Here is a 23,318-nt window from a genome sequence, read left to right on the forward strand (position 1 = left end):
GCTCAGGCTCCAAAACTCAGTTTCAAAATCGAGAACACGCACGCGAGTGCGATGGCAATGGCGAAGAAGGTGTTGAGCATCAAGGCCACGACCTTAAGCCCTTCTTCGTGGACGTAATCTTCGATGATGACTTGCATGCCGATCCGCATATGGACGGTGCCCGAAAGTACAAGACCGAGAAGCGGAATCGCAATCAATGGGTGCGCAAGCTTCTGTTTCGCCGTCGCGTAGTCCGCGCCAAGCAGCGAAACGATCAGCCAAACGAGAAAGATCCCGAGGAACAGGTTCGCAACCGCCGTCACGCGCTGTTTCCAGAAATGGTCGGCGCCTTCTTTGGCCGAGCCGAGATAACGTACTTTTTTCAGCGGTGTCCGCATCGTGGTCATCAGACGGCCCCCATAGCAACCGCGATCCAGACAATCGCCGTCAACGCCAGCGACGCGGCAAGCGACCCCCACGACAAGAGATCGACCGTCTCAAGGTCGTAGCCGTGGCCGCTGTCCCAGATGAAGTGGCGGATGCCGCCCATCATGTGATGCATCAGAACCCACGTATAGCCAAGCAGCACCAGCTTACCGAACCACGTATCGCACCAGCTCAGAAAATAGTTGTAGGCGTCCGGTCCGCTCGCGGCTGCGATCAGCCACCAGGCGAGCAGCAGCGAACCGAAATAAAGCGCCGCCCCCGTGATGCGATGTACGATCGACATCACCATGTTGATAAGCGGCGAATAGATTTGCAGATGTGGTGAAAGCGGCCGCTTGGGGCGCACGCCGCGGCCGGATGTAACTGCCATCGGACGTCCTTCTTTTTTGTTTGATGCGCATATCTAGCGCCTCGACGCGGGCGCGGCAATTCGCCAAATGCCACATAGATTCTGTCGCGCCTCAGGTCAGCGCGCCAGCAATGGCCTGCCCGAGATGCCGGCCGCTTGTAAAGGCATGTTCGGCGAAGCTGCCGAGGCACCAGTCCCCCGCAACGCCGACCCGCGTTTCCGGACAGTAAAGATGCGTCTCGCCCAGCGCCCTGCCGACGATACCCTGGCGCCAGAGGAAGGCTGTCATCCGCGACGGTCTGACAGGGGGGAGATTTAAGAACTCCCCGACCTCGCTCCAAAGCTCTTCCGCCACATCTTCGGGGTCAGCCTGCTCCGCCGCCAGGCTCCACGCCGATGAGGCATGAATGACAAGGGCCTGGCCCCTGGGATCGCGCCCCGGCTTCGTGTTGTCGCGCGCGATCCACCGCACGACCTCTGAGACGTCGGTGAAAACGTCATGCTCCGAAGTTTTCTTTTGATCGAGGCGGACCATCAAGGACCAGCAGGGCAGCATCAACACGTTCTGCAGCGGCGACGCGAGACGGTCGATCCGTTCCGTCAGCGGCAACGCCGCTGCCGCGGGAACAGCGATGGCGACCGCTTCGAACGGCCCAGCCGATGCTTCGTCTGCGAACCAGAGGTGCCAGCCTTTCTCTCGCCGTTCGAGCGATTGCACCCGCCGGCCGACCGAGACACGCACGCCATCGGCGATCGGACGCGCGATCGACGACATGCCGGGTGTCCCGACGATCCACGGCTCCCGGACGGTTTTGCCGGGCCCTGGTTTCCACTGTCGCGGCACCCAGGTATCCGCATAGCCGAGACCCGCAATCTCCGAGAGATAACGCCCGAATTCATCCGTTTGCGCCAAGAGATATTGCGCACCCGGATCGAACCGGTCGCTGCCGAGACAGATCGTTGCGAGGCGGCCGCCGACGTTGCGGTCTTCTTCAAAAACCTCAACGGAAATGCCCGCGCTCCGCAACGTCTGCGCACATGAAAGCCCCGCCAGACCCGCACCGATGATTGCAACTTGATTGATCACCGCATCTCGCTTCGAATGTCCGGCCGATTAATTACGACGCATACATACGATCGAATCGCGGCCCTTTGGAGATTTACAATCTCAGGCCCGGCGTGCGCATCGGCAAAGCGGCATCACGTCGATTGATCAACGTGAATTTCGCGTCCCACCGACGCTATTGCTGTTTGATCACACCGCAACCGATCCGCTTTTCCCCGCTACCATCCGGATCGGTCCGATAGTCATCGGCCTTGTCATAGATGACAAGCGATGATCCATCGGCATCGAAAAGCGTATCGTCAGCGCCGACGTTAAAGTGGAGATACGTTGTCATCATTTCGGCGCGCGCCATACCGTCGGGTCCGGCGACGATGTTGGGAAGATCGCCCGCCATCGGACCCTCATCGTTCATGAAGCCGTGCTGAGCGCCGAGCGGATTGTAGGTCGGCCCTGCGGACGAAAAATCGCCATCGCATTTGCCGGCCTCGTGCACGCCAAAAGCGTGAGCGCCCGGTGGCAAGCCTTTGAGATCGAATGCGAGAAGCACGCCGGAGGACATGTCGGTCAGCGTCACCGTGCCGGCACTCGAACCGTCTGAGAGTTTGATCTCGGCAACGGCCTTTTCGCCGGCCGCGTCTGCCGGTCCGGCCACGGCCAGAACGAGCACGCCCAGCGCCACCCGACCGATCGTGATGCTCGCCTTGAGGTTCGCTCTGAGGTTCATGCGACGTGTTCCCCCGCTTCCTGCCCGGAAGTCGCTAGCGCCAAGGCACAGGCGTCAGCCAGCCCCGCTGCCGCTGAATGCCCTTAGCGGGGAAGCACAAGCCACGTATCGAGATCGAGAACAACCCCTTCGGCATACTCGCCCGTCGGAGTCTTGAGCGGCAGTGACGCGCAATCCTGATTTTTGACGCCGACGAGACGAACCCGAAGCGCGCCGACGTCCTTCCGTTCGGGAATCTCGGCTTTCTCCAGGATTTCCGACCACGCGTAGATCGTATCGCCGGCGAACGTCGGCGCCACGTGCCGGCCGCCATTGATGGCCGCCAAGTGGAAGGCATTGCCGAGCCCGTTGTAGGACAGCGCCCGCACCAGCGAAATGACAACGCCGCCATAGACGATCCGCTTGCCGAATCGCCCCTTGGATTCGGTGTGCTGATTGAAATGGACCTTCGCCGTATTCTGATAAAGCCGCGTCGCGATCTGATGCTCGGCTTCTTCCAGTGTCATGCCATCGACATGATCGATCTTCTCGCCCGGCTCATAATCACCCCAGCGATGCGGCGAACCCGACAGCGCGAAATCATATTTGCTGACGTCGAGCGCCGGGACCGCCGACGCAAGAACTTCCGGATCGACACGCTCGGGAAGCTTCGGCACCACCGCTTCCGGCGCCGGCGAACCCTTGGAGCGCTTGCGCACCATCACCCAGCGGCAATATTCAAGGACGACTTCGCCATCCTGGTTGCGCCCCGTCGAACGCACGTAAACGGTGCCCGTCTCGCCGTTCGAATTTTCCTTCAGACCAATCACTTCCGACGTCGCCGACAGCGTATCGCCCGGATAGACAGGCTTCAGGAACCGGCAATCGGCATAGCCGAGATTGGCGATGGCGTTGAGAGAGATATCCGGCGTCGTCTTGCCGAACACGACATGAAACGTGAGCATATCGTCGAGCGGCGCTTTCGGATAGCCGATGGCCTTGGCGAACGTATCAGCCGACTGCACTGCAAAGCGCGAGCCGTAAAGCGAGGTGTAAAGCGCCACGTCGCCGTCGGTGACGGTGCGGGGTGTGGCGTGCGGGATGACTTGGCCGTAAGTGAAATCTTCGAAGAAGTTTCCTGCGTTCGTCTTGGTTCCGGCCATCATCCCCGCCTTATGGTTCGGGAAGCCCTTACGCACGGGCTTCGGGTTTTGGTTCTTTTCAGGATGTCGGGATCAGACCGCAACCCTTTTTTGAAAGGTCGGGGACGCGATCAAGGGCCGCACGAAGCCCGTTGGAGGCGGCATTTACTAAAACCACGGCTCCTCGACTTTCGATCGCGCGTTGATGGCATCGGCAATCGCGGCGACACGTCTCGCCATCACGAGATGCAGCCGTTCGACCATGCGTCCCTCGACCGTAATCACCCCCTTGCGCGCATTCTCGGGCTCTTCGAAGGCTTTGATGATCTTATGCGCCCAGGCGATTTCCTCGATCGTCGGTGAAAAGACTTCGTTGCAGGGCACGACCTGCGACGGATGGATGAGCGTCTTGCCGTCCATGCCCAGCGTGCGGCCATGCTCGCATTCGGCGCGAAAACCGGATTCGTCCTTAAAATCGTTGTAGACGCCATCAATGACATCGAGCCCATAAGCCCGCGCGGCCACCAGCGTCATCGCCAGCCACGGCACGACGGCGAAACGGTTGCGGCTTGCGAGCGCACGGCTCTCCTTGAGGAGATCGTTCGTGCCCAGCACGAAGCAGACGAGCCGATTGTCCTGGTCGGGCGCACAGGCGGCAATTTCCTTGGCGTTGATGATCCCCATCGGCGTCTCGATCATCGCCCAGAGCCGAATGCGCGGATCGGCATCCGATGCTTTGATGACCTTCGCCGTACCGGTGATATCGCCGGAGTTCGAAACCTTTGGAATGAGAATGGCATCCGGAACGGCTGCCATGGCCCCGTGCAGATCGGCCATCCCCCACGGCGTTTCTATCGGATTGACCCTGAGGATCACTTCCCGCGAACCAAACCCCCCTTCGTGGATCGCAGCCGTTGCCTGCGCTCGCGCCTTTTCCTTGTTGGGAGGCGCGACCGAATCCTCAAGATCGATGATGATCGAATCCGCCGGCAGCGTTTTGGCTTTTTCCAGAGCCCGCTCGTTGTCGCCGGGCAAATAGAGGACGCTGCGTCTGGGTCTCATGGCCATCGCATCGACTCCCGTAGAAAATGCGTTGATTTTGCATCGCAGCATGCACGTTTGCAACATCGACCGCGACTAAACTTTCGAATAAATCGCAATTCCGAGCGCTGGCGTTGGCTTGTCCATCGCGCGGCAAAGGTCCAATCGCGAACTCTTCGGTCCCTATGCGCCGCATTCTCATGATCTCGTCGTATGTTGCGCATGATCCCGTTGGGCTGACCGCAACAAGCCCGCCCCTACTCGCCGCCGGCATCGATGTCGTCGGACTGCCGACGGTTGTGCTGTCGAACCATCCGATCCGCGCCCACATCGCCGGCATTACGCTCGATCCGAGATTTGTCGGAGACATGGTCCGCGCCCTCGCCGACAATGGCTGGCTGGCCTCGTTCGATGCGATTTTCTCCGGCTACCTACCATCGCTCCAGCACGCCGAAATCGTCGCCGAAGCCGTAATGCGTCTGCGCTCCGCAAAGCCCGAGATCACCTATATCTGCGATCCGATCTTCGGCGACGACCCCGGCGGCCTCTATATTGACGAACGATCCGCACACGGCATCCGCGATCTGCTCATGCCAATGGCCGACATCATGACGCCGAACCGCTTCGAGTTATCGTGGCTGTCCGGCATCAATGTCCAATCGCCGGCCGATGCCGTCACCGCAATCGCCAATCTCAGCCGCCCCATCGTCGCGGGAACGTCAATTCCGGACGGGCCAGCCTCGCTCGCTACCGTGCTGACGGCTGCGAACCGCACCTTCATCGGCCGCGTCGAGAAATGGGCCGACGTGCCGCATGGCACCGGCGACATCTTCGCAGGCTGCCTCACCGCCAAACTCATGCACGGCGAACCGCCTCAGACGGCGCTGGCTTACGCTCTCGGCGGCGTTCGCCGCGCGCTCGAAATCAGCCGCGGCACCGATCGCATGCTGCCGAATTTCGTCGATTGGCGGCACATCTCTCCTGTGTCCATCGAAGCTGCAGCGTGAGTGACATTCGCGCGCCACGCCCGCTTTGGGTTGCTGCGCATGGAATGAACCGGCATATCTGCCCAGGGATCATTTTTATGGAGGGACTCCGCAGATATGAAGCCAGAATCAAGTGCGGAAGGCATTAGCAGAGAAGTTCTTGCCAGCCTTGTTTTGCTTGCCGCCGCGCTCTTGGCGCTGTTCCTTGCCAATTCGCCTCTTCACAACGCCTATGAGCACATCTTAACGACCAAAGTTCAGCTCGGCGTCGCACCCTTCGCTCTCACAAAAGAAATCCATCACTGGATCAACGATGGCCTGATGGTCATTTTTTTTCTGGTCGTCGGTCTCGAAATCAAGCGTGAAGCCATTCGCGGCGCGCTTTCGAAACCCGCCGCCGCGATGCTGCCGATCGTCGGCGCAATTGGCGGTATGGTCGTCCCGGCGCTGATCTATGTCGCGATCAATTTCGATAACGCGGAGCACCTGCGCGGCTGGGCCATTCCGGCAGCAACCGACATCGCGTTTGCCGTCGGCGTGATGGCGCTGCTGGGCAAGCGCGTCCCACCGACGCTGAAGGTCTTCCTGCTCGCCCTCGCCATCATCGACGATCTCGGCGCCATTCTGATAATCGCATTTTTCTACACATACGAACTGTCGTTCACCGCATTGGGATTGGCCGCTGCCGGCGTCGCCGTGATGGCGGTCATGAACCGGCTCAACGTCATGCGGGTCTGGCCCTATCTGCTCGTCGGAGCCTTCGTTTGGCTCTGCGTGTTGCAGTCCGGGGTTCACGCAACCATTGCGGGTGTCGTCACGGCGCTGATGATCCCGCTCTCGAGCCCGAAGAAAGGGGTCGACGGTCCGCTCCCGGCGCTCGAGCACACATTGAGCCCTTGGGTCAGCTTTGGCATCATGCCGATCTTCGCTCTCGCCAACGCCGGATTGGCGGTTGGCGACCTGTCAATGAATGACATGCTGTCGCAAATCCCCGTCGGCATCGCGTTGGGTCTTTTCCTCGGCAAGCCACTCGGCATATACGGCGCAGTGCGCGCTGTGATTGCCAGCGGCCTCGGAGAAATGCCTCACGGAGCATCTCGGATGCAGCTCTTCGGGACCGCAATTCTCGGCGGCATTGGTTTCACGATGAGCTTGTTCATTGGCCTGCTGGCGTTCCCCGACCCCACGCTGACCGCGGAAGTGCGTCTCGGCGTTATGGCAGGGTCCCTGCTGGCAGCGGTGGTCGGCTACATCGTATTGGTCACGAGCAAGGGAGCCCCGCCGATGGCGGAGGAAAAACGATAATGAGCAGCTTTCCCGAAACTTTGGCGGACCGCTATCGCCGTTTCCGTCATCGCCATTTCGTTCCGAACGCCGACCATTACGAAGAACTCGCGACACACGGGCAAAGCCCCGAGACGATGATCGTCTCGTGCTCGGACAGCCGCGTCGATCCCGAGACGATCTTCTCGGCCATGCCCGGCGAACTATTCGTCGTCCGCAATGTCGCCAATCTTGTTCCGCCCTACGAAGTCAGCGGCAAATATCACGGCGTCAGCGCCGCGATGGAGTTTGCAGTGCTGAATTTGCGCGTGAAGAACATGATCGTCATGGGCCATTCTGGCTGCGGCGGCGTGAAGGCGGCGCTGGACCAGAACGCCGCAATCCAGACGGACGCGCATTTCATCTCGAAATGGATGTCGATGCTCGACGACGCCCGTCTCAGCGTTCTAGCTGCACATCAAAGCAGCTCAGCTAGCGTCCGTCAGGAAGCGCTCGAAAAAGAAGCCATCAAGCAGTCGATCGCTAATTTGCGTACCTTCCCGTTCGTGAAAGAGCAGGAAGACAAGGGCCGGTTGTCGCTGCACGGCGCGCATTTCGACATCAAGTCGGGAACGCTGACGGTTCTGAACCACTCGCGCGGTCAGTTCTTCGCACTTTGATGGCGTGGCCGCTCGGAGCCTTCTCGGCCTATCAGGATGATGGACCTGCCGCTCCGGCGGCAGCTTCCACTTTCGCCTTGGCAATGATCGGCAGCAACTTCGTCTTGAGCGACTCCGGCGTGATCGGCCCAACGTGCTTGTAGATCACGTGGCCCTTGCCGTTGACGACGAACGTCTCAGGCGTTCCGTAGACGCCCCAGTCGATCGCAGCGCGCCCATCGGCATCGGTCCCGACTGCCGTGAACGGATTGCCGTAACGCCCCAGGAAACGCCGCGCCGCCGCAGCCTGGTCCTTGTAGTTGACGCCATAAATGTCGACGCCGGACTCTTCCTTGAGCTGCTCCAGCATCGGATGCTCATCGACGCACGGCACGCACCACGACGCCCAATAATTGACGACTGAGATCTTGCCCTTCGCAAGATCAGCCGAGGTAAATCCTGGTTCGGCGTTGCCCGCTGTCACTTCCAGTCCTTCGACGGCCGGAAACGTCGTCTGCGGCACCGGCTTGCCGACGAGCGTTGACGGCAGCAACGACGGATCGCCGGACCTAAGTGCCATCGCGAAAAAACCCGCGATGACCACGAAAATCACGACCGGCAACAAGCGCAAATAATTGGATCGACCCTGGGCCACCGTCATCTCTCTATTCAGTGCGAGGAGCGGCGCTTGACGCCCTGGCGTTCCAGCGCGGCGAGTTCGGCGCGCTGCTTCCATCCATCAGCCAAAAGCCAAAGGATGAGCCCGATCACCGTCACCGTGACGACGGCATACGACAGCCAAATGAAAGCGGCGTGCGGTCCCATATTCATAGCAATCACTCCGCTGCCTGAGGCGCGAGCCGATCCCGGCCCATGACCGCCTGTGTCCTGAGCGCCTTCACCCGGCGGCGAAGAATCTCGTTCCTCATCGCCTTCAGATGCATCGCGAAGAACATCAGCGTGAACGCTAGCGCCATCACCAGCAACGGCAGACGCATGCTGGGATCGACAGTCGATGTGAAGTCCGTCGACGGCTGATGCAGCGTATTCCACCAGTTGACCGAAAACTTGATGATCGGCAGCAGCGTCACGCCCACGAGCGCCAGGACGGCTGTCAGCTTGGCTGCAGCCCCTTCGTCTTCCAGCGCTGAGCGCAGAGCAATCAAGCCGAGATAGAGAAAGAACAGCAGCAGCACCGACGTCAGTCGCGCATCCCAAACCCAGTAGGTGCCCCACATCGGCTTGCCCCAGAGCGAACCGGTCACCAGCGCCAGGAACGTGAAGGCCGCGCCGAGCGGCGCCGCGGCCTTCGCCGAAACGTCCGCCAGCGGATGACGAAACACGAGCAGGCCGAAACTCGACAGCGCAATCAGCCCGTAAATCATCATCGAGAGCCACGCGCACGGCACATGGATGTACATGATCCGGACCGTCTCGCCCTGCTGATAGTCAGGTGGCGAATCCAGAAATGCCAAATAAAGACCGTAAACCAATAGGATAGCCGAAGCGGCCGTCACCCACGGCAGCACGCGAGCGGAAAGCTCCATGAACCGTGTCGGATTGGCGAGGCGTTGCGTAAGCGTCTGCATGGGCGGGATTTAAGCCTTTAAACGATACGGCGCAATGAAGCCTGAGGTTACCATTTGGAGAATTACTGCAACTGGATCCGAAGCGCAGCAGCTGCCGCGACCGGCCCCAGCACGACCGTAACCAGCGACACCGCCGCCAGAATGAGAAACGACGCACTAAGCCCATCGGGTCCCGCGCTGGCACTGACGGCCGATATGCCGAAAATCAGCGTCGGCACATAGAACGGAAGCACAATCACGGCCAGAAGCAGGCCGCCGCGACGTGTCTTCATGGTCAATGCCGCCCCGATCGCCCCCAGAAAACTCACGGCCGGCGTCCCGATTAAGGTTGTTGCCACAAGAATAGGGTATGAATTGAGGTCGAGGTTCAGGAGAATGCCGAGCACCGGCGCCATGATCGCCAGCGGAATTCCCGTGGTGATCCAGTGGGCTAAAGCCTTTGCGGCGCTGACAAGCTCGAGCGGCAGCGGCCCCGTCGCCAGCACATCAAGGGTCCCGTCTTCGTAATCCGCCTCGAAAATACGATTGAGCGACAGCAACGCTGCCAGCAACAGCGCGATCCAGAGCACGCCCGCCGCAATCCGCGCCAGCAGATTGAGATCCGGCCCGAGCCCAAGCGGCATCAACGAGACGACCACGAGAAAAAAGCCCAGCGCTGTCCCGATAGCGCCACCCTCGCGGACTGCCAATCGCAAGTCCCGCTTGATGAGAGCCCAGAAACTCTTCACGCCGCCATCCTATGCGCCACGAGATCGAGCGTCCGCGCCCGCTCCAGCGCCAATGGCAAATGCGTGGCAATGACGGCAAGCCCGTCCTCGCGCGTATGCGCGTTCACCGCCGCCACTAGCCGCTCCGACGACGCCGCGTCGAGCGATGCAGTGGGCTCATCGAGCAGCCACAGCGGCCGGTGCGCAACAAGCAGCCGCGACAGCCCGAGCCGCCGCTTTTGTCCGGCCGAAAGATACGCGGCGGGAAATTCGCCAAGCTCTTCCAATCCGAAATGCTGAAGCGCAGCGTCGATCCGCTGCTGCGAATGATCGTTCGCTTCCAGATAGGCGTTCCAGAACGTCGCGTTCTCGATCACCGTCAAACTCGACTTCACCGAATTGGTGTGACCGATCGCATGCGCCTGCTCCGCGACCGACAGCTCCGGATCGCCGCCTTCGAGACGAACGGAACCGCGAAACGGCCGGATGAATCCGGCCAGCGTTCGCAGCAACGTCGTCTTGCCGATGCCGTTCGCGCCCGTCAGCACCAAGGCTTCGCCGTGCTTAACGTCGAACGACAACCCCTCGATGACACGCCGCGGCCCGCGGTCGATGGTCAAGTCTTCAGCAATAAGCTGCACAGTGATCGGATTCCATGATGCCGGATTGAGCAAAGGCGGGGCAATTTGGCCATCCGCACGATTGGGCTTTTCTTTTCGATATGCTTATATAAAAGGCACGTTGTATCCTTCGCTAGCGCAAAAGCGAGGGGGTCGCGCGGCCCAGTCCTATGTGCCGCGGGGCGTCCTCGATTCCGTCGGCACACCGGCGGCGCAGCCCTTCGTCTTAATCTTTCGGAGGCCTGACCTTGAGCGCCCTTACACCCATTTCCGACGACAGCTTCAAATGCAAGAAAACCCTCACCGTCGAGGGTAAGACTTACGTTTACTATTCCTTGCCCGATGCCGAGGCTAACGGCCTTAAAGGCATCTCGCGCCTTCCCTATTCCATGAAGGTTCTCCTCGAAAACCTCCTTCGTCACGAGGACAACCGCTCGGTCACCAAAGCCGACATCATGGCCATGGCCGAATGGCTCGATAACAAAGGCAAAACCGAGAAAGAAATCGGCTTCCGCCCGGCCCGCGTGCTGATGCAGGACTTCACCGGCGTTCCTGCCGTTGTCGACCTCGCCGCCATGCGCGACGGCATGACGAAGCTCGGCGGCGATCCGACGAAGATCAACCCGCTCGTGCCCGTCGATCTTGTGATCGACCATTCCGTCATCGTCGATGAGTTCGGCACGCCGAAAGCCTTGGCCGACAACGTCGCGCTCGAATACGCCCGCAACGGCGAGCGCTATAACTTCCTGAAGTGGGGCCAGGGCGCGTTTCAGAACTTCCGCGTCGTGCCGCCCGGCACCGGCATCTGCCACCAGGTCAATCTCGAATATCTCGCCCAGACCGTCTGGACGAACGAGATGGCCGACGGCGCAACCGTTGCGTACCCGGACACGCTCGTCGGCACCGACAGCCACACGACGATGGTCAACGGCTTGGCGGTTCTCGGCTGGGGCGTCGGCGGCATCGAAGCCGAAGCCGCGATGCTCGGCCAGCCGCAGTCGATGCTCATTCCTGAGGTCATCGGCTTCCGTCTGACGGGCAAGCTCAAGGAAGGCGTCACCGCGACCGACCTCGTTCTCACCGTCACGCAGATGCTGCGCAAGAAGGGCGTCGTCGGCAAATTCGTCGAATTCTTCGGCCCCGGCCTCGATTCAATGACGCTCGCCGACCGCGCGACGATCGCCAACATGGCGCCCGAATACGGCGCAACGTGCGGCTTCTTCCCGGTCGACAAGGAAACGATCAACTACCTGACCATGTCGGGCCGCGACGCGCACCGCATCGCGCTCGTCGAAGCCTACGCCAAGGCGCAAGGCCTTTATCGCGAAACGGGCTCGGCCGATCCGGTCTTCACCGACACGCTCGAACTCGATCTCGGCGATGTCGTCCCGTCGATGGCTGGCCCGAAGCGTCCCGAAGGCCGCATCGCGCTGACCGACATCAAGACCGGTTTCGAAACCGCGCTCGCCGGCGAATACAAGAAGCCCGACGAGCTGTCGAAGCGCGTGCCCGTCGAAGGCAAGGACTTCGACATCGGCCATGGCGACGTCGTCATCGCCGCGATCACGAGCTGCACGAACACGTCGAACCCGAGCGTGCTGATCGCCGCCGGCCTGCTCGCCCGCAACGCGGTCAACGCCGGGCTGACGAGCAAGCCGTGGGTGAAAACATCGCTCGCGCCGGGATCGCAGGTCGTCGCCGCTTACCTCGCGGACGCTGGCCTACAGCCCTTCCTCGACCAGATCGGCTTCAACCTCGTCGGCTTCGGCTGCACCACCTGCATCGGAAACTCCGGCCCGCTGGCACCTGAGATTTCGAAAGCCATCAACGGCAACGGTATCGTCGCTGCGGCGGTGCTGTCCGGCAATCGCAACTTCGAAGGCCGCGTCAGCCCCGACGTGCAGGCGAACTATCTGGCGTCGCCCCCGCTCGTCGTGGCTTATGCGCTCGCGGGTTCGGTCCAGAAAGATCTGACCAAAGAGCCGTTGGGCATGGGCAAAGACGGCAAGCCTGTCTTCCTGAAGGACATCTGGCCGACGACGCAGGAAATCCAGCAGTTCATCGCCGACAACATCACGCGCTCCATGTTCATGTCGCGCTACGCCGATGTCTTCAAAGGCGACAACAACTGGCAGGGCATCGCGACGAGCGGCGGCCTGACCTACGGCTGGAACGGCTCTTCGACGTACGTCCAGAACCCGCCCTACTTCCAGTCGATCGCGCGTGAAGCCAAGCCCGTGGGCGACATCGTCAACGCCCGCATCCTCGGCCTCTTCGGCGACAAGATCACGACCGACCACATCTCGCCTGCGGGCTCCATCAAGACCGCGAGCCCGGCAGGTAAATACCTGCTCGACCACGGCGTGCAGCCGGTAGACTTCAACCAGTACGGCACGCGCCGCGGCAATCATGAAGTGATGATGCGCGGCACCTTCGCCAACATCCGCATCAAGAACCACATGGTGAAGGATGCGAGCGGCAACGTGAAGGAAGGCGGCCTGACGATCCACTATCCGTCGGGCACCGAAATGCCGATCTACGATGCCGCCATGCAGTACGAAGCCGAAGGCGTGCCGCTCGTTGTCTTTGCGGGCGTCGAATACGGCAACGGCTCCTCACGCGACTGGGCGGCGAAAGGCACGAACCTGCTCGGCGTCCGCGCCGTCATCGCGCAGTCGTTCGAGCGCATCCATCGTTCGAACCTGGTCGGCATGGGCGTGGCGCCGTTCGTCTTCACCGAAGGCGCCTCGTGGGAATCGCTTGGCCTCAAGGGCGACGAACGCGTGTCCATTCCCGGTCTCGCCAGCGTCAAGCCGCGCGAGGTCATGACGATCACCATCACCCGCGCCGACGGCTCGACGCTGCCCGTGCCGGTGCTCTGCCGGATCGATACCCTCGACGAGATCGAGTACTTCAAGAACGGCGGCATCCTGCACTACGTGCTGCGCAACCTGGCGGCTTAAAACATCGGCCCCGGCGGCCGCCACGCAGAACGCGTGTCGCCGGGCCTAACTTAAAAAATGTCTGCCCCTCCCGATGCCGATAGGCCAAGAAAGTGATATTTTGAATCGGCGGGTTGTCGGAGGGGATCAATATGACGTCGCAGGTAGATGCCGTCATTCTGGCGCTACGCTCCGTGCTGGAAGACGCGGCTCGAAGCCATGACGTCTATTGGCAGACCAGGACAATCAATCGCTGGATCAACCAGCTTCCCGGCGCGTGGACCTGGAAATGGCGGCACCTAAAGCTTCGCGGCGACTCTCGCAGAGTTCCCCGCGCTGACGCCATTGTGCACCTGCGCGCGACGATCACCTACCTTGAAGCCAACCGGGACGGCATCCGGTCCCCATCGTTCCGCTGGCCGAAGCTGCGCAAGGAAAAGACGCCGCGGCCAGTCGAGCCAGCTAAGCCTCAATACAGAATGGTGGAAGGACCGACCTCAGATACGAGGCACTAGCGGTTGACCTATCGAACGACTGGTCGCGCCTGATCCAAATGTAGAACGTCGGGCGGCCGTTCGTGGGGCCAAACGTAGGGTGGCCAAACGACGAATCGCTTTATGAATCAATTTGGCCGGGAACGCTTGCAACGCCCCGGCCAATTAGCACCCGCCGTAGGCCGACGGGCTCGTGATCACAAAGCAGATTGTACACTTAGAAGGACTCGGGTCAAGCGGCCGACGGCTACCCAGAAAGGGTAGACGAAAATGAGCAACTTCGTAGATTGGCAAGGGAAGTCCGGTCGAGCTTATCGATACTGGTTCGTAGACATGGACTTGCCGTTTAACGCCGTCGCAGGCAATTACGTATTCGCAACGCGGATGCCAAACGGCAATTTAAAGCCACTTTACTTTGGCGAGACTGGCGATTTCAGCACGCGAATGTCAAAGCATGAAGTGTGGAGCGTAGCTTTGAGACTTGGCGCTACTCACGCGCTTGCGCATCCCACACAAGGCGTAGAGACGGTGAGGCGCGCCGAGGAACGCGATCTTGTTGAGCTGTGGAATCCACCATTAAATACGCACTATCGCACGACTGGCTGATGCCACTAGGCTGCAACTGGCAGGGGCTCTCTACTCCGCTTTGGACGGGCGCTCCTGTCATCCTGAGGATTATATCGGCGTTGTTTTTTGCGATCCTGTCCATGTGAGTGTTGAACGTGAGTCTGGTTTAGAAGTTCCTAATCAGATAGGATTCCGGGATGCCTAAACGCGAAGAACCCGAGCTGGACCCTAAAGAGCAGTTCCGGTTCTGAACTCGATCGGGCTACGGCCTTATCGTTTAAGATCACAAATGCCAAAGTATAGGTCGTCCGGGTCCGGCGCGTTCCGCGATTAGAAGCCCGGCACGGCCCGGGGATCTGCCATCACAAGGGCACAAGTTCAGCCCTTTTTTGCAAGTCACAGTAGGCGACGCTCTCATCGGTTTGGTGCGTTTGCTACGCGGTGCCGAAAATGTCTGCGCCCATCTCCCCCGCGCAGATAGTGGAACGCCATGTAACACCCGCCCACCCCCCCAACGAACCCCTTAACGCTCACCCCTTCGTGACAAGGCTTTCGCGCCTTTCACTTTGGCCTGACGTTTGTGGGCGCTAAAGATAAACTTGGCGGCGGCCGTAGTGTCTGTGAGGCTTAACGATTGATGCGTTTTCGCGAATTCCTGCTGGCGGTCCTCGTCGTCGGTGCCAGCGCCCTTCCCGCTTCAGCCCAGGAAGTCCCCGTCGACCGGCCAGCGGAGCAGCCCGTCAAAGCCGTCGTTGAGCTCTTCACGAGCCAGGGTTGCTCGTCCTGCCCGCCCGCCGATGAAGTTCTGAAGACGCTCGCCGACGACCCGTCGATCATCGCCCTGTCGCTGCCCGTCGACTACTGGAACTATCTCGGCTGGAAAGACACCTTCGCCTCGCCGCGCAACACCGAGCGGCAACGAAACTACGCCCGCGCCCGTGGCGACGGCCAGATCTACACGCCGCAGGCGGTCGTGAACGGCGAAATCCCTGTTAATGGCTCCTCAAAAGCCGCAATCGAGCAGGCCATCGACGAAACCTCCAAATCCGGGGGACCCCGCCAGGTTCCGGTCCGTTTCTGGCAGGAGCGCAACACCATGAACTTCGCGCTGGGCGCCGATGCGGCCGGCCATACCCCGCGCGAGGCGACCATCTGGCTCGGCGTCGTGCAGATGTCGGGTTCGGTGCCGGTCAAGGATGGCGAGAACGCCGGCAAGACGCTGACCTACACCAACGTCGTCCACGAACTTATTCCCGTCGGCATCTGGAAAGGCCAGCCGATGCAGGTGCAGCTGCCGCGCGCCGCCATGATGCAGGCCGACGTGCAGAAGGTCGTCGTGCTCGTGCAGGAAGGCCGCAGCGGCCCCATCATCGGCGCGACGATGGCGGGCCTCTGGTAGGTGCCCCGGCGGCCGGCTCCCCGAAGGGGAGTCGCCGGGGCCAATCATCAAGCCGCCAGCCCGCGCTTCTTCAGCAGGCCGTCGATCTTCGGCGGCCGCCCGCGAAACGCCACGTACGCGTCATGCGGATCGCGCCGGTTGCCCGCCGAATAGATGAACTCGTGCAGCTTCTTTGCCGTCGCCGGATGGAAGACGTTGCCCGTCTCTTCGAACGCCGCGAACGCATCCGCGTCCATCACTTCCGACCACAGATAGCTGTAATAGCCCGCTGCATAGCCCGACATGATGTGCATGAAGTGCGGCAGCCGGTGCCGCATCACGATCTCTTTCGGCATGTCGATACCGTTGAGCGCATCGCGTTCGAAACCCTCGATGTCGCCGATTTCCGACATGTCTGCGGAATAGAGCGCCATATCGACGAGTGCCGATGACGTATATTCGATTGTCGCAAATCCCTGATTGAAATTGCGCGCCGCCGTCAGCCGCTGGCGTAGAGACTTCGGCATCGGCTTGCCGGTCTTGTAGTGCAGCGCGTGCTTTTCGAGCACGTCCGCCGTCGACAGCCAATGCTCGTAAAGCTGCGACGGCAGCTCGACGAAATCGCGCGACACTGACGTTCCCGAAATCGACGGATACGTCACGTTCGACAGCAGTCCGTGCAGCCCGTGCCCGAATTCGTGAAATAGCGTGCGCGCATCGTCGAACGACAGCAGCGGCGGCGTATCATCGCCGCCCTTCGTGAAATTCAAGACGTTGATGATGATCGGTGTCTGGCCCTTGCCGAGCTTGTGCTGCGAGCGGAACGACGACATCCAGGCGCCGGAACGCTTCGTTGGTCGGGCAAAATAATCGCCCATGAAAATGCCGACGTGCTGGCCTTTCTTGTCGAGCACCTCCCACACACGCACCTCGGGGTGATAGCGCGGCAGATCCTTGCGCTCCTTGAACTTCAATCCGAAGAGCTTCGTCGCCGTGTCGAAAGCAGCGCGGATCATGTTATCGAGTTCGAGATAGGGCTGCAGCTTCGACTCGTCGAAATCGTACTTCGCCTGGCGCACCTTTTCCGAGTAATAGCGCCAGTCCCACGGCATGATCTCGGAATTGTCGCCCGCGTTCTGCGCTTCCGCCGCCAGCAGATCGCGTTCGCCTTTGGCGCGCACGACGGCCTTCGCCCACACGGCGCGAAGAAGCTCATCGACGGCAACCGGCGTCTTCGCCATCGTGTCCTGCAGGCTGAATTCGGCATACGACTTGAAGCCCATCAGCCGCGCATATTCGCCACGCAACGCAACCGCTTCGGCAACGATCTGCCTGTTGTCGGTATCGCCAGCGCGCGCACCGCGGCTGATCCAGGCATTGAACGCCTGCTCCCGCAAATCTCTGCGGGCAGAGTACGTCAGGAAGCCTTCGACACTCGACCGCGCCAACGTCACGATGGCCTTGCCGGGAAGACCCACATCAGCGGCCGCCCGTTCCGCACTGTCCTTGAGCGTTTGAGGCAGTCCGGCGAGATCATTCTCGCCGTCGAGCACGAGCTGCCAGGATTGCTCGTCTTTCAAGACGTTCTGCATGAACTGCGTGACGAGCGTCGCAAGGCGCGCATTGATCTCTTTCACGCGTGATTTGTCTGCCGACGACAGCCGTGCGCCCGCGCGAACGAATTCCAGATGGTGGCGTTCGAGCACACGCAGGTCTTCATCATTGAGCTTCAGCGCATCGCGGCGCTCGTAAAGATCATCGACACGCTTGAAGAGGCGCTTATCAAGCAGGATCTGCGTTTCGTGCGCTGCAAAACGAGGCGCCATATCGCGCGCAACTTCCTGCAATTCCGGCGTCGAATCCGAGCCTTCGAGATTCCAGAAAACCGACGCGACGCGGGACAACTGCCAGCCGCTCTTTTCAAGCGCGATGATCGTATTGGCGAACGTCGGCTTTGCCGAATTGCGTGCGATCTTTTCGATTTCCGCTTTGTGCTCGCGAAACGCCGCTTCGAGCGCCGGTTTGAAATGGCGCGCCTCAATTTTCTCGAATGGCGGCATGGCGAATTCGCCGTTCCATTTCATCATCAATGGATTGGCGGTGGCTTTTGGGCGCGGCTTCGATGCCGCCTTACGCTTTGCTATCATTGAGATCGAATATCCGAGTTTCCCCCACTCTGTAACTTTATATACGCACAAAATACCGTTTGTGCTCAAATGAAACCCTTGCAATGCGGCAACGCCGACAGGACCGGCGCGGTGGCACCGGTCCTGTCGAACACGACGTCGAGGGAGAGGGTTCGTTTTGGATGGGGACCAAAACGCAGAAGGGAGCGTTGCCTGAGAGTCCTATCTCGAAACTATGGCCCCGGGGGGCTGGGGGGCTATATATCCAGAGCCGGTCCTTTGAAATCGGACCCAAAGGCAACGGTTATCTCTATCGCGTTTTAATACGGCGGATTGGGGCCGCGCCTGAGTCGCGATTTTGTCAGGGTCAGGGTATTTCCGTGCTTTGTCCCCAAAGTTGTTCATCCCGTTCATTTGGCCGAAGAACCGCAAGTTTTTTGACGTCTCTCTTGCATTCGCCGTCCGTTAGCGCGATCCTTCACTATCAACGATTGGACGGCGCCGTTTGAGCGAGACAACCGACCCGATAGTTTTTCGCCCGCGCTCAGCGGGCACGCCTGGATCGCCCGATCAGCATTCGGAGCCAGGCCGACGAACCACATTCGATCGCTACGAACTCACAGCCATTCTCGATCTCTACGGCCGCAAAGTTGCCTCCGGCGCTTGGCGCGACTACGCCATCGACCTGCTGCGCGACAAGGCCGTCTTTTCCGTCTATCGCAAGGCAAGCGAATACGCGCTCTATCGCATCGAGAAGGATCTGCGCCTGGCGCGCAAACAGGGCGCCTACAGCGTCATCGCGGCCGGAGGCCTCATCATGAAGCGCGGCCATGACCTGAAGCGCGTGCTGAGCGTCCTCGAAGACCGCCCCGACGTCGTGAGATTTTAAAGCTCTTCCTCCGCTTCCGGCCGGCTCTCGGAACGAGAGTCGGAAGCGGAAAACAAAAGAGCGCCGACCAAAAATACGCAAACAAAAAAGGCCCCGGATTCCGGGGCCTTTCTCAATTGGATTTCTCGCTCTTAGTTGCGATTCGCCATTCCCAACAGGTTCAGGATGTGAATGAAGAGCGTGATGAACGAGCCGTAGAGCATGAAGGCGCCGAAGATCGACGACCGCTTCAGCTGCTCTTCGCCACCATACTGGGCATTCTCGATGTACATCGACTTGATCGCCTGCGTTTCAAACGCCGTGATGACCGAGAAGAGCAGCACGACGACGGCCGAGATACCCATGCTGACCGTCTTGCTGGTGCCGGGATCGGTGATGAAGAAGAAGCTGCCGAGCATGACGACGATCAGGCCGATCGACGCCATCGACAGGAAACCGCTCCAGCCGGTCATGTCCTTCTTCGTGGTATAGCCGATGAGGCTCGTGACCGCGAACATCGCGGCGGCGATGAAGAACGCCTGACCGACGAGGCCAGCCATGCCGGTCGAAACGTAAAGCGAAATCATCGGAGCGATCAAAGCGCCCCAGGCCGCGCAGTAGAGCCAATAAGCGCCGTGGGCGACGACGTTACTGCCGCCGAAGAAAAGACGCGGTGCAAACCAGCCAAGACCCATGACGGCGGCAAACAGAACCCATTTCATCGGGCCCAGCGCAATCGCTGCCATGACCTGCGGGTTGGCCATAAGAAGCATGACAACGGCCGCCGTACCGGCAACACCGAGTGCCATGTAGTTGTAGGTGCCGAGCATGAACGAGCGCAGCCCCTGGTCGATCGCGCCAGATGTCCGCGCGCTGCCGTACGGGCTATTTGGTCGCGAAAAAACTTCAGCCATGGTCCTCGAATCCTCGTGTTATCCGGCGAACTGCCGGTTCTGCGTGGAATATGATCCTGCTGCCGAAGCCTTTCAAGGTCCGGAAACCAAAAGCAGAATGCTTTTATTCTGAACGCAGGTAACTTGCAGGCGGAGCCTTAAGGATCATCCACGTTCCGATCCCACCGAACACCGCAATCATAGCCGCTGCAACCCCAAGCGTCACGAAAACGGCATTGAGCGAAAAGACATAATCCAATTCCATCACGCGGGTAACGGCAACCCAAGCGATGACACTGCCGAGCAGAATGGCGATGAGCGCCGCAATCACGGCCAGCAAGGCATATTCCCAGGCGTGCGCCATGAGAATCTGCCGCCGCCGTGCCCCGATCGTCTTCAGAATCACGGCTTCGAGGATTCGCCGCCGCTGAGCCGTTACGAGCGCGCCTGCTAAAACGAGCGCGCCCGCCGTCAGCGTCACGCTACCTGCAACTTGAACCGCCACCATCACTTTCGCGAAGATCTTGCTGAACTGATCGATGGCGTCGCGAACGCGAATGGCGCTGACCGACGGATAGGACCTGCCGATATCGCGCACCATCCGGGTTTCGACATCCGCCGCCGTTCCTGGCGGCAGGCGCACCGTCGCAAGCAGATTATGCGGCGCGGCCCGCAGCGTGTTCGGCGAGAACACCATGATGAAGTTGAGGGCGATGCTCTCCCACTTCACCTCGCGCAGGCTTGCGACCTTCGCTGTTATATTCCGCCCGAGCACGTTGATCGTCACGCTGTCGCCAAGTCCGACCCCGAGTTTTTTCGCGATTTCGCCCTCGAACGATACGAGCGGCGGCCCGGAGTAATCTTTCGCCCACCAGGAACCTGCGGTGAGTGTCGAACCTTCTGGAATGCTGTCGGAATAACTCAGGCCGCGGTCGCCATTCAGTACCCACTGAGTATCGGACGAAAATTTGAGATCCTCGACCGGCGTACCTTTGATCGCGACGATCCGGCCGCGCAGCATCGGCGCTTCGACCAGTGACGTGCCCGGTGCGTCTTGCGCGATGCGCGCCTTCAACCCATCGAAATCTCCGGGCGGAATGTCGAGCAGGAAATAATCCGGCGCTTCCTCAGGCAAGCGGTCCCGCAGATCCGCCACCAGCGAAGCATTCGCGAGTGCCACCACGACGAGCAGCGAAAGGCCAGTCCCGAGCGACAACACGACAGAACGCGTCAGCCCGTCAGGCGAACCGATGTTGCGCAACGCCAATCCCAATTCCGGCCGCGACGGGCGCGGCAGGCGACGCGCCATCCGCGCCAGAAATCCGCCGAGCCAGCCGAATACGACCAGCATGACGACCAGCCCGGCAAGAATCCAGAGCGCAATCGACCGTGACTCCGACGTCAACACCGCGATCGCGATCAGCGCCGCACCGAGCGCCGCCATCAACACGATCAGCGATGTTCGCGGCCGACCGCCGGATCCGTTAATGCTGTCGCGAAAAAGAACCGTCGCCGATACGTTTTCCGCTCGTCCCAATGGCCAGAGCGCAAACAGCAACGCAACGAGCGCGCCATAGAGCGCCGCGAGTCCCAGACTGAGCGGCGATACCTCGACGTTGATCCGAACAGGCAGCAAATCACCGTAGAATTCGTCGATGATCGACGGCACCGCAACGCCGAGCGCGAGGCCGATCGCAATGCCGACCGCGCTCATGATGACGAGCTGCACCAGGAATATGCCCATGATCTGCGAACCCGACGCGCCGATGCTGCGGAGCGTCGCGATCACCTTCATGCGCTTGTCGATGAACGTGGAAACCGCGTTCGCAATGCCCACGCCGCCGACCAGCAGCGATGCCAGCCCGATCAGGATGAGAAACTGCCGCAAGCGGTCGAGCGCCCGGCTGATCTGCGGTGACGGATCATAACGATCGTTGCTGGTGTAGCCGCCGGTCGGAAGTTTTTCGGCAACCGATTTGCGCAAATTCGAAAGCGCCCCACGGTCGCTTGGCGCACCTGTCGGCAACTTGATCGCATAGCGCCAGCGAATGAGTGTGCCGGGCTTGATGAGATCGGTTTTTTCCAGCGTCGCGAGTGACACGAACACACGCGGGCCATAGGTCATGCGGTCGACGATGGCATCCGGCTCGTTATCGAGAATGCCTTTAATCACCACACTTTCGGAGCCGATGCGCATCTCGTCGCCGATCTTGAGACCGAGCCGATCAAGCAACATGGCATCGGCGACGGCGCCCTGTCCGGAAAGCGCTTCGGCAAATGTGCCACCGCTCTTCAGCGTCACCGTCCCTGCGAGCGGATAAGCGCCATCGACGCCTTTCAACTCCGCCAGGGCCTGATCCGAACCGTCGGTACGCCGCGCCATCGTTCGCATCGTCGCCGTTTCGCTCACCCGCCCGAGACTGTGAAACAGGTGCTGATCCTCGGGCGTGCCGCGAACATGCATCCGCGCGAACACGACATCGCCGCCGAGGATCGCCTCGCCCTGTTTCGTAAGTCCGGCGCGCAACGCATCGGCCAGCGCGCCGACGGCCGCGATCACCATCACACCCAGTGCCAGGCAGGCGATGAAAATGCGAAAACCATCGAAACCATTGCGAATTTCGCGCAAACCGAGACGAACGATGGTGAGAATACTCGCGCGCTTCGGCTGAGCCGCGCCGTCCAAATTCGAGAGTGCCGTCACGACGACACCGCGCGCATAGCGGCTTCCGTCCTCTCGTCGGCGACGATTGCGCCGTCCGTCATGCGGATCACGCGATCGGTCATTGCCGCAAGCTTGTTGTCATGCGTGACGATCACGAGGGTCGCGCCGCGCCGCTCGCGCAGACCGAACAACAGCTCGATAATCTGTTTGCCCGTTCGCCCGTCGAGATTGCCGGTCGGCTCGTCTGCGAACAGAATATCCGGCGACCGGCTCAACGCGCGGGCAATCGCAACGCGCTGCTGCTCGCCGCCTGAAAGTTCCGCCGGGAAATGATCGACACGAGCGCTCAAGCCCACTTCCGCCAAGAGGTCGCGCGCCGTCTCGAAGGCCTTTGCTTCGCCCGCAAGCTCCATCGGCAGGGCGACATTTTCCAGCGCCGTCATCGTCGGTACAAGATGAAACGACTGGAACACGATGCCCATGTCGGCGCCGCGCAGAACGGCCAGATTATCTTCCGACAGCGACCCAAGCTCGCGCCCCGCGACCGTAATGCGGCCGCTCGTCGCCCGTTCGAGGCCCGCCATCGTCATCAGCAGCGAGGTCTTGCCCGATCCCGATGGCCCGACGATTGCCGCCGATTGCCCGCGCGGAATCGCAAGCGACACGCCACGCAGGATATGTACCGGCCCGGCGCGGCTCGTTAAGGTCAACTGCACATTGTCGAGTTTAATGATCGGATCGCTCAAGGTAAGATGCCCTGCCTTGTCGTGGCTGATGTGTGTCGTATCGGACTTGTGCCGCACACATTGAGCCTCTACGTCAGCTCATGAAATG

22 protein-coding genes are annotated in these 23,318 nt (G+C 60.7%); 7 read left to right on the forward strand and 15 right to left on the reverse strand.

All coding sequences use genetic code 11. The features are described 5' to 3' along the window. Positions 1–2: 2 nt before the first annotated feature. The 6 genes from sdhD to RLW55_RS05505 form a co-directional block, all read right to left on the reverse strand. A complete protein-coding gene (gene sdhD / locus RLW55_RS05480; protein ID WP_409561538.1) occupies positions 3–386 on the reverse strand; it encodes a succinate dehydrogenase, hydrophobic membrane anchor protein in 384 nt (127 codons plus the stop codon). Continuing rightward, on the reverse strand, positions 386–796 hold the full coding sequence (gene sdhC / locus RLW55_RS05485; RefSeq protein ID WP_013950197.1) for a succinate dehydrogenase, cytochrome b556 subunit: 411 nt from the start codon (positions 794–796) through the stop codon (positions 386–388). The genes sdhD and sdhC overlap by 1 nt, the downstream gene beginning before the upstream one ends. A gap of 91 nt (positions 797–887) precedes the next feature. Continuing rightward, positions 888–1,862, reverse strand: coding sequence for an NAD(P)/FAD-dependent oxidoreductase (locus RLW55_RS05490; RefSeq protein ID WP_423415810.1), 975 nt, complete (start codon positions 1,860–1,862; stop codon positions 888–890). Positions 1,863–2,016: 154 nt separating this feature from the next. Then, positions 2,017–2,565, reverse strand: a complete 549-nt coding sequence (locus RLW55_RS05495; protein ID WP_423415811.1) for a superoxide dismutase family protein — start codon at positions 2,563–2,565, stop codon at positions 2,017–2,019. Positions 2,566–2,648: 83 nt separating this feature from the next. Further along, positions 2,649–3,707: a MaoC family dehydratase gene (locus RLW55_RS05500; RefSeq protein WP_409561535.1), complete on the reverse strand. Its 1,059-nt coding sequence runs from the start codon at positions 3,705–3,707 to the stop codon at positions 2,649–2,651. 147 nt (positions 3,708–3,854) lie between these two features. Further along, entirely contained in the window at positions 3,855–4,754 is a 900-nt protein-coding gene (locus tag RLW55_RS05505; protein ID WP_013950193.1) for an HpcH/HpaI aldolase/citrate lyase family protein, read from the reverse strand. 158 nt (positions 4,755–4,912) lie between these two features. Between RLW55_RS05505 and RLW55_RS05510 the strand changes: the two genes are divergently transcribed. From RLW55_RS05510 to RLW55_RS05520, 3 genes are all read left to right on the forward strand, one after another. Then, positions 4,913–5,734, forward strand: coding sequence for a PfkB family carbohydrate kinase (locus tag RLW55_RS05510; RefSeq protein WP_423415812.1), 822 nt, complete (start codon positions 4,913–4,915; stop codon positions 5,732–5,734). Positions 5,735–5,830: 96 nt separating this feature from the next. Further along, on the forward strand, positions 5,831–7,018 hold the full coding sequence (gene nhaA, locus RLW55_RS05515) for a Na+/H+ antiporter NhaA (protein ID WP_423415813.1): 1,188 nt from the start codon (positions 5,831–5,833) through the stop codon (positions 7,016–7,018). Beyond that, positions 7,018–7,656: a carbonic anhydrase gene (locus tag RLW55_RS05520; protein ID WP_409561532.1), complete on the forward strand. Its 639-nt coding sequence runs from the start codon at positions 7,018–7,020 to the stop codon at positions 7,654–7,656. The genes nhaA and RLW55_RS05520 overlap by 1 nt, the downstream gene beginning before the upstream one ends. Positions 7,657–7,687: 31 nt before the next feature. On the opposite strand, the gene RLW55_RS05525 is transcribed toward RLW55_RS05520, so the two are convergent. The 5 genes from RLW55_RS05525 to ccmA form a co-directional block, all read right to left on the reverse strand. After that, positions 7,688–8,296 (reverse strand): DsbE family thiol:disulfide interchange protein, encoded by a 609-nt coding sequence (locus RLW55_RS05525; protein ID WP_423415814.1) that lies wholly within the window; start codon positions 8,294–8,296, stop codon positions 7,688–7,690. 8 nt (positions 8,297–8,304) lie between these two features. Beyond that, complete coding sequence (gene ccmD, locus RLW55_RS05530; RefSeq protein WP_024274982.1) at positions 8,305–8,460, reverse strand: heme exporter protein CcmD; 156 nt, start codon at positions 8,458–8,460, stop codon at positions 8,305–8,307. An 11-nt stretch (positions 8,461–8,471) separates the two neighbouring features. Beyond that, the gene (locus RLW55_RS05535) at positions 8,472–9,224 is read right to left on the reverse strand and encodes a heme ABC transporter permease (RefSeq protein WP_013950187.1); all 753 of its coding nucleotides are present in this window, start codon (positions 9,222–9,224) and stop codon (positions 8,472–8,474) included. 62 nt (positions 9,225–9,286) lie between these two features. After that, positions 9,287–9,952 carry a heme exporter protein CcmB gene (gene ccmB / locus RLW55_RS05540; RefSeq protein WP_024274981.1) on the reverse strand — a complete coding sequence of 222 codons (666 nt, stop codon included), beginning with the start codon at positions 9,950–9,952 and terminating at the stop codon, positions 9,287–9,289. Then, positions 9,949–10,572 carry a heme ABC exporter ATP-binding protein CcmA gene (gene ccmA, locus RLW55_RS05545; RefSeq protein ID WP_423415815.1) on the reverse strand — a complete coding sequence of 208 codons (624 nt, stop codon included), beginning with the start codon at positions 10,570–10,572 and terminating at the stop codon, positions 9,949–9,951. The genes ccmB and ccmA overlap by 4 nt, the downstream gene beginning before the upstream one ends. A gap of 227 nt (positions 10,573–10,799) precedes the next feature. Here ccmA and acnA point away from each other — a divergent pair, with 227 nt between their 5' ends. The 3 genes from acnA (at position 10,800) to RLW55_RS05560 (ending at position 15,953) form a co-directional block, all read left to right on the forward strand. Beyond that, positions 10,800–13,514, forward strand: a complete 2,715-nt coding sequence (gene acnA / locus RLW55_RS05550) for an aconitate hydratase AcnA (protein ID WP_423415816.1) — start codon at positions 10,800–10,802, stop codon at positions 13,512–13,514. 131 nt (positions 13,515–13,645) lie between these two features. Next, positions 13,646–14,008: a hypothetical protein gene (locus tag RLW55_RS05555; RefSeq protein ID WP_423415817.1), complete on the forward strand. Its 363-nt coding sequence runs from the start codon at positions 13,646–13,648 to the stop codon at positions 14,006–14,008. A gap of 1,183 nt (positions 14,009–15,191) precedes the next feature. After that, entirely contained in the window at positions 15,192–15,953 is a 762-nt protein-coding gene (locus RLW55_RS05560) for a DUF1223 domain-containing protein (RefSeq protein WP_423415818.1), read from the forward strand. Positions 15,954–16,000: 47 nt separating this feature from the next. Here the strand turns inward: RLW55_RS05560 and RLW55_RS05565 are convergent, their stop codons facing one another. Then, on the reverse strand, positions 16,001–18,079 hold the full coding sequence (locus RLW55_RS05565; protein ID WP_423415819.1) for a M3 family metallopeptidase: 2,079 nt from the start codon (positions 18,077–18,079) through the stop codon (positions 16,001–16,003). A 484-nt stretch (positions 18,080–18,563) separates the two neighbouring features. Here RLW55_RS05565 and RLW55_RS05570 point away from each other — a divergent pair, with 484 nt between their 5' ends. Next, complete coding sequence (locus RLW55_RS05570; RefSeq protein WP_414464279.1) at positions 18,564–18,947, forward strand: DUF2794 domain-containing protein; 384 nt, start codon at positions 18,564–18,566, stop codon at positions 18,945–18,947. Positions 18,948–19,078: 131 nt separating this feature from the next. Here RLW55_RS05570 and RLW55_RS05575 read toward each other — a convergent pair whose 3' ends face one another. The 3 genes from RLW55_RS05575 to RLW55_RS05585 all read right to left on the reverse strand — a co-directional run bounded on the left by RLW55_RS05575 (position 19,079) and on the right by RLW55_RS05585 (position 23,287). Continuing rightward, positions 19,079–19,840: a Bax inhibitor-1/YccA family protein gene (locus RLW55_RS05575; RefSeq protein WP_409561523.1), complete on the reverse strand. Its 762-nt coding sequence runs from the start codon at positions 19,838–19,840 to the stop codon at positions 19,079–19,081. Positions 19,841–19,943: 103 nt separating this feature from the next. After that, on the reverse strand, positions 19,944–22,523 hold the full coding sequence (locus tag RLW55_RS05580) for an ABC transporter permease (RefSeq protein ID WP_423415820.1): 2,580 nt from the start codon (positions 22,521–22,523) through the stop codon (positions 19,944–19,946). Then, positions 22,520–23,287 (reverse strand): ABC transporter ATP-binding protein, encoded by a 768-nt coding sequence (locus RLW55_RS05585; protein WP_409561521.1) that lies wholly within the window; start codon positions 23,285–23,287, stop codon positions 22,520–22,522. The genes RLW55_RS05580 and RLW55_RS05585 overlap by 4 nt, the downstream gene beginning before the upstream one ends. Positions 23,288–23,318 lie beyond the last annotated feature (31 nt).

This window comes from Hyphomicrobium sp. B1, from assembly GCF_049532635.1.
In the GTDB taxonomy this organism is placed as follows: Bacteria; Pseudomonadota; Alphaproteobacteria; order Rhizobiales; family Hyphomicrobiaceae; genus Hyphomicrobium_B.